The organism is Rhodoplanes roseus, assembly GCF_003258865.1.
GTDB classification, from domain to species: domain Bacteria; phylum Pseudomonadota; class Alphaproteobacteria; order Rhizobiales; family Xanthobacteraceae; genus Rhodoplanes; species Rhodoplanes roseus.
The window spans coordinates 1-4916 of the sequence record NZ_NPEX01000210.1 but is presented as its reverse complement, the minus strand read 5'-3'; the positions used below and the strand labels follow the sequence as shown (position 1 = coordinate 4916).

Annotated in this window: 6 protein-coding genes; 4 read left to right on the top strand and 2 right to left on the bottom strand. The window is 68.2% G+C overall.

The window, feature by feature from the left end:
• The 4 genes from CH341_RS22855 to CH341_RS34380 form a co-directional block, all read left to right on the top strand.
• A partial coding sequence (locus CH341_RS22855; protein ID WP_210208553.1) for a Bug family tripartite tricarboxylate transporter substrate binding protein occupies positions 1-961 on the top strand: 961 nt, incomplete at its 5' end.
• Between the two features lie 91 nt (positions 962-1052).
• Positions 1053-2078 carry an ABC transporter substrate-binding protein gene (locus CH341_RS22850; RefSeq protein ID WP_111421295.1) on the top strand — a complete coding sequence of 342 codons (1026 nt, stop codon included), beginning with the start codon at positions 1053-1055 and terminating at the stop codon, positions 2076-2078.
• A 261-nt stretch (positions 2079-2339) separates the two neighbouring features.
• Positions 2340-2783 (top strand): hypothetical protein, encoded by a 444-nt coding sequence (locus tag CH341_RS33845; protein ID WP_146604585.1) that lies wholly within the window; start codon positions 2340-2342, stop codon positions 2781-2783.
• Between the two features lie 56 nt (positions 2784-2839).
• Positions 2840-3001 (top strand): hypothetical protein, encoded by a 162-nt coding sequence (locus tag CH341_RS34380; protein WP_170149768.1) that lies wholly within the window; start codon positions 2840-2842, stop codon positions 2999-3001.
• 143 nt (positions 3002-3144) lie between these two features.
• On the opposite strand, the gene CH341_RS22845 is transcribed toward CH341_RS34380, so the two are convergent.
• The gene (locus CH341_RS22845) at positions 3145-3915 is read right to left on the bottom strand and encodes a TIGR02186 family protein (RefSeq protein ID WP_425376204.1); all 771 of its coding nucleotides are present in this window, start codon (positions 3913-3915) and stop codon (positions 3145-3147) included.
• A gap of 17 nt (positions 3916-3932) precedes the next feature.
• A complete protein-coding gene (locus CH341_RS22840; RefSeq protein WP_111421294.1) occupies positions 3933-4859 on the bottom strand; it encodes a sulfite exporter TauE/SafE family protein in 927 nt (308 codons plus the stop codon).
• Between the last annotated feature and the right edge of the window lie 57 nt (positions 4860-4916).

The window sequence follows — 4916 nt, the reverse complement described above, 5'->3', positions numbered from 1 at the left end:
GGGCGAGACCCGGCGGGTGCTGCACAATCTCGCGCTGGCCCGGCTCGCCCAGGACAGCGCGGCGAAATGGCCGGACCGGCCGATCCGCTTCATCGTGCCGTTCCCGGCCGGCAGCGCCTCGGACCTCGTCGCCCGCATCGTCGCCCAGAAGCTCGGGACGCTGTTCGGGCAGCAGGTCGTGATCGACAACCGCTCCGGCGCGAGCGGGAACATCGGTGCCGAGGCGGTCGCCCGCGCGGCGCCGGACGGCTACACGATCGGGCTCGCCACCAACAGCACGCATGCGGTCGCGGCCAGCCTGTCCTCCAAGCTCACCTACAATCCCGAGACCGACTTCACGATGGTCTCGATGATCGGCGCCTCCCCCTATGTGCTCGCCGTGCACCCGTCGGTGCCGGCCGAGTCGGTGGCCGACCTGATCGCGCTCGCCAAGGCGAAACCGCACCAGCTCAGCTACGGGACGGCCGGGCAAGCGAGCCTTGCGCATCTTTCGGCCGAGCTGTTCGCCCGGATGGCCGGCGTGCAGCTCGCCCACATCCCCTATCGCAGCTCCGCCCAGGCCGTTCTCGATGCGACCACGGGGCGCATCGACCTGCAGTTCGGCACGCTCGGGCCCACGCTGGAGCAGATCAGATCCAAGCAGCTCCGCGCCTTGGCCGTGACGTCGCCGCAGCGCATCGCCTCGCTGCCCGACATCCCGACCCTGCAGGAGGCCGGCCTGCGGGGCTACGACGTGGCGCTGTGGATGGCCGTGGTCATGCCGGCCGGCGTGCCGCCCGGCATCGTGGCCCGGCTGAACGCCGCGCTGCAAGAGACTCTGGAATCGCCCGAGGTCGTCGCCGCTCTCGCAGCGCAGGGAATGGACGCCGCGCCCGGCACGTCCGAGGCGCTCGCTGCCCTGGTCCGCGACGAGATCGTGAAGTGGCGCGAGCTCGCCACCACGATGGGGCTGAAGCAGTGATGCGCAGGGTCGCTCGTCCCACCGTCGACCCGGTGCGGGCCGGAACGCTCCGGTCCGCCGTTCCCGATTCCCGCCAGCCTGGAGACTCGCGATGCTCGACTTGACCAAGCCATCCGCTTCGGCGGCCGGCCAGCCCCGCCCGGCGGACGGGCGGGACGGCAGCCTGCTGCCCATGACCCTGGCGATCGCCGACTACGACCGCACCCGCATGCTGGTCGACGGCCGCGTCAAGCCGGCCGGCATCGACCTCGCCGTCACGGTCGGGAGCATCCCGGAGTTCTGCCTGGTCCCGGTCTACGAGCAGTACGACGTCGCCGAGATGTCGCTGTCCTGGTACCTGATGGCGCATTGCCGCGACGAGCCCGTCGTCGCGCTACCGGTGTTTCCGCTGCGCATGCCGGTGCACGCCTACATGTATTGCCGGGCCGACGCGCCCTACACGGATCCGCGCGAGCTGGTCGGCAAGCGCATCGGCACCAAGCGCTACCGCTCGACCATCAATGTCTGGCTGCGCGGCATCCTGAAGGACTTTTACGGCATCGTGCCGTCCGATTTCCATTGGATCACGCCGGCCCAGGAGGGCGGCGGCTTCGTGATTCCGCCGGACGTCCAGGTGACGCTGAAGCCGGGCGAGATGTCCGACATCGAGGACATGCTGTTCGCCGGCGAGATCGACGCGCTGTTCACGCCGGTGCTGCCCGAGGCGGTGCTGCGCGGCGACCGCCGCATCCGCCGGCTGTTTCCCGACAGCCGCGCCGAGTCGCGCGCCTATTCCCGCCGCACCGGCTTCCTGCCGATGACCCACACGATCGTGATGAGCAAGCGGCTGGTCGAGCGCGAGCCGTGGACGGCGCGCAGCATCGCCGACGCCGTGGTCGAGTCGCAGCGCCGCTGGGTGAGCTTCGCCCACGCGGATCCAAAGCACCTCACCGCCTGCGAGGCCGTCTACACGCTGGAGGACGAGCGCGCCGCCTACGGGCCCGACCCCTGGGCGCACGGCCTCGAGGCCAACCGCGCCGCGTTGGAAACCTTCATCCGCTACGCCAACGAGCAGGGCTACATCGACCGCCGTCCGGCCCCGGAGGAGATTTTCGCGGCGGGAACGCTGGATGTGTGAGAGCAGCGTCCCTCGCCGCACCGCGTGAGCGCACGCACACGTTCGAGGCCGCACCCCGCTCCAGCGGCGAGGCTTCGAGGCGTCGTCAGCATTTCTCGAAGTGCTCGCCGTAGGGTGAGCCTCGAAGGATCCGGACCCTCGGGCAGCCCGGTCCGGCACCCTTCGAGACCGGGACGATATTGACGCGCGGGCGCCCCGCCTCTACCCTCGGTTGTCAAGGCAGGCTGGGGCGGTCCGGTGTGGTGGCTAGCACTTTACAGTTTGATCCGTTTCATTTTATGGGCTGCGGGGGTCGGGATAGCATCGTTTCCGACATTCCAGGCCAGCCATTCGTCCCCATTCTGGAATCTTCCGCTCGCGATCGACACGATCAATGGTGCGGGCCACTACAGAGATCTCTTCTTTGTGATCGTCCCTGCTGCCGCCGTTCCATTGTCGACCACTGTGGACTTCATATGTTTGCGGGGCCGCGGGGAGATCGATACCTTGCTGGCCGTGATCGCCTTGTTGATCAATTTCACCGTCCTGGTATCCGGCCTGATCGGATTCCTGGTCATACCGCCGCATTCCGGGGCTCTCAGCGCGATCGAAGTTCACACATCGACGACATTGATCGCAATTGGTCTGGTTATCAGTGTCGTAACCGAAGTATGGGTTTCTGGAGCCGCAGAACGTCGGCGCGCGCGGAACCCGTCCGGTCATTAATGATTTGTAATCGGAGCAGCGCAATGTCAGGGGACGGAGCAGGACACCTTCTGGCAATGAACATCGTGAAGACGCTCATCTGGATCGAACTCGCGCTCGCCTTCATTGCGATGACGATCGCTGCCATCCGGGCGTTCGGCCCGCCGGCCGCGAAAAGGTGGCTGCATTCCTTCGCGCACGTGATGTTCGGCAGATACGATCACAATCACACGACGTGATGTGATCTCGTCACCTGTGTACGACGCATCCAACGTCACCGTCGCGTGTACGTCGGCTGTTCGGCACCGCTCCTATCGGCGGCTCGTCCTAACGACGGCTCGCGCAAGAGCGGCCGTCGCTCCCGCCGCCCCCCGCCCGCCCCTCAATCCCGCCTGAACACCACCGAGGCGAGCCAGCCGGTCATCAGGGCCATCATGGCGGTGACGATGCCGTAGATCAGGCCGTCGTCGACGGCGGCGGTGGCGACGAAGCGCTCGAAGCCGACCTTGGTGATCTCGAAGGCCGAGGTCGAGCGGGTCACCAGGGCGCCGTCGTGGAACAGCTTCACGTCGACCTCGTAGGTGCCGACCGGCGCCTCGGCCGGGATCGGGATCGAGGCCTGGAACAGCGTCGGCGACAGCATGGTGATCGCGGTCGGCTCCTCGACATAGAGCTTGCGCTCGGTCTTGAGCCGGAGGAACGCCTGGCGGAACGGGTCGTCGGTGACGACGTCGGCGACGTCGGGGCCGATCTGCTGCGGCAGAACCACGTTCCGCAGGCCGATCTGCAGGCGTCGCAGCCGCTCCTGCGGAAGAATCTGGTCGAACGGGCGGGTGCCGAGCACGGCCAGATAGGCCGGCACGTCGATGAAGGTGCGCGAGTCGACATTGATCCAGATGCCCAGCGCGCGGTCCTTGCGCAGCGTCTTGAGGGTCTGGCGCGGCCCCACCACGGTGGCGATCACGTCGAAGCCGCCGCGCCGGGCCGGGCCGGCGCCGTCGCTCTCCACGGCACCGAACAGCACCACCTCGGCGCCCGTGAACACCGAGTTGATCAGCACCCGGTGGGTCGACAGCGAGGTGACGAGGCGCTCGGCCGCCTGCGCGCCGCCGGCGAGCGCCGGCAGCGCCGCGGCGAGGGCGACGACCAGCAGGGATCGGAGCGCGCGCGTCACCGGTCGCCCTCCATCAGCCGGAACGAGAACATCTCGCCCGGCGTCACGAACAGGTTCACGGCGAAGCGGAGGCCGACGGCGAGCACCAGCAGGCCGAGCATCAGCCGCAGCCGCTCGGAGCGCATCTTCTGCCCGGCCTGGGCGCCGAACTGCGCCCCGATGACGCCGCCGACCATCAGGATCAGGGCGAGCAGCGCATCGACCAGGTGGTTGGTCGCCGAGTGCATCACGGTGGCGCTCGCCATGGTGACCAGCGTCAGCACCATCGAGGTGCCGATCACCACGCTGGTCGGCACGTGCAGGATGTAGATCAGCGCCGGCACCAGGATGAAGCCGCCGCCGATGCCCATGATGGCGCCGAGGAAGCCCATCACCAGGCCGATGATCCACACCGGGATCACCGAGACGTAGAGCCGCGACTGCTTGAAGCGGATCTTCAGCGGCAGCCCGTGCACCCAGGTGTGGCCGCCCGGGTGGCGCGCCGGCGGCTGCTTGTCGCGATGCGACCGGATGATGGCGCGCAGGCTCTCGGCCACCATCAGGCTGCCGACCGAGGAGAGCAGGATCACGTAGGAGAGCGCGATCACCAGGTCGAGCTGGCCGAGGCTGCGCAGCACCGTGAACAGCCAGACGCCCGCGGCGGTGCCGATCAGGCCGCCGATCAGCAGCATGAAGGCGAGCGCCAGATCGATGGCGCGGCGTCGCCAATAGTTGAGCGCGCCCGAGAACGACGACGCGGCGATGTGGCTCGACACGGTGGCGACCGCGACGGCCGGCGACACGCCGATGAAGATCAGGAGCGGCGTCATCAGGAAGCCGCCGCCGATGCCGAACATGCCGGAGATGAACCCGACCGCGATCCCCATCGCGAAGACGAGGAACACGTTGACCGGCAGATCGGCGATCGGGAGATAGATGTCCACGGCTTCACGTCCGCGGCCTGGTCCGAGGACGCACGCCGGTGGGAGATCGGTACGGGG

Excerpts from the sequence above, each read along its gene's own strand:
- CH341_RS22850 (WP_111421295.1), top strand. The coding sequence starts at position 1,053 with ATGCTCGACTTGACCAAGCCATCCGCTTCGGCGGCCGGCCAGCCCCGC.
- CH341_RS34380 (WP_170149768.1), top strand. The coding sequence starts at position 2,840 with ATGAACATCGTGAAGACGCTCATCTGGATCGAACTCGCGCTCGCCTTC.